1 pseudogene is annotated in these 660 nt (G+C 56.1%); it reads right to left on the minus strand.

What is annotated here, in order from left to right:
• Positions 1 to 641 (minus strand): annotated as a pseudogene (locus tag Q5Y75_RS28400) (IS5 family transposase); the annotation flags it as partial.
• Between the last annotated feature and the right edge of the window lie 19 nt (positions 642 to 660).

The following is a 660-nucleotide window of genomic DNA, read 5'->3' on the forward strand; positions in this document are numbered from 1 at the left end:
AATGCGGTTGCGTCGTTTGTAGCGGCGCTTGTCGTATCGGACGGGCTTGTCGCGTGACTTTCGACCTGGGATGCAGGGCTTTATTCCCCTGTCATTAAGGGCTTCGCGGAACCAGTCGGCGTCATAGCCTCGATCTCCCAGCAGCCAGTCAGCCGATGGCAGACTGTTCACCAGAGCCCTGGCGCCCGTGTAATCGCTCACCTGCCCAGCGGATATGAAGAAGCGGATGGGGCGTCCCAGACTGTCAGTAACAGCGTGCAGTTTCGTATTCATACCACCCTTGGTGCGCCCTATCAGCCTGCCACGCCCCCCTTTTTCAACCGCAGGCTGGAAGCCGTGCGGTGCGCTTTGAGGTATGTTGCGTCAATCATGATGGTCTTATGATCGGTTCCCTGCGCAGCCAGCCCGTTCATGATCCGAGCGAACACACCCATATCGCCCCATCGTTTCCAGCGATTGTACAGTGTCTTTGGCGGCCCATATTCGCGCGGCGCATCAGACCAACGTAACCCATTGCGATTGATGAAAATAATCCCGCTCAGAACGCGTCGATCATCAACCCTCGGCTTACCATGGCTCTTTGGAAAGTAAGGCTGAAGCCGCGCCATCTGCTCGTCAGTCAACCAGAATAGATTGCTCATGTTATACCCCTGAAACTCA

The organism is Ruegeria discodermiae (assembly GCF_030758345.1).
In the GTDB taxonomy this organism is placed as follows: Bacteria; Pseudomonadota; Alphaproteobacteria; order Rhodobacterales; family Rhodobacteraceae; genus Ruegeria_C.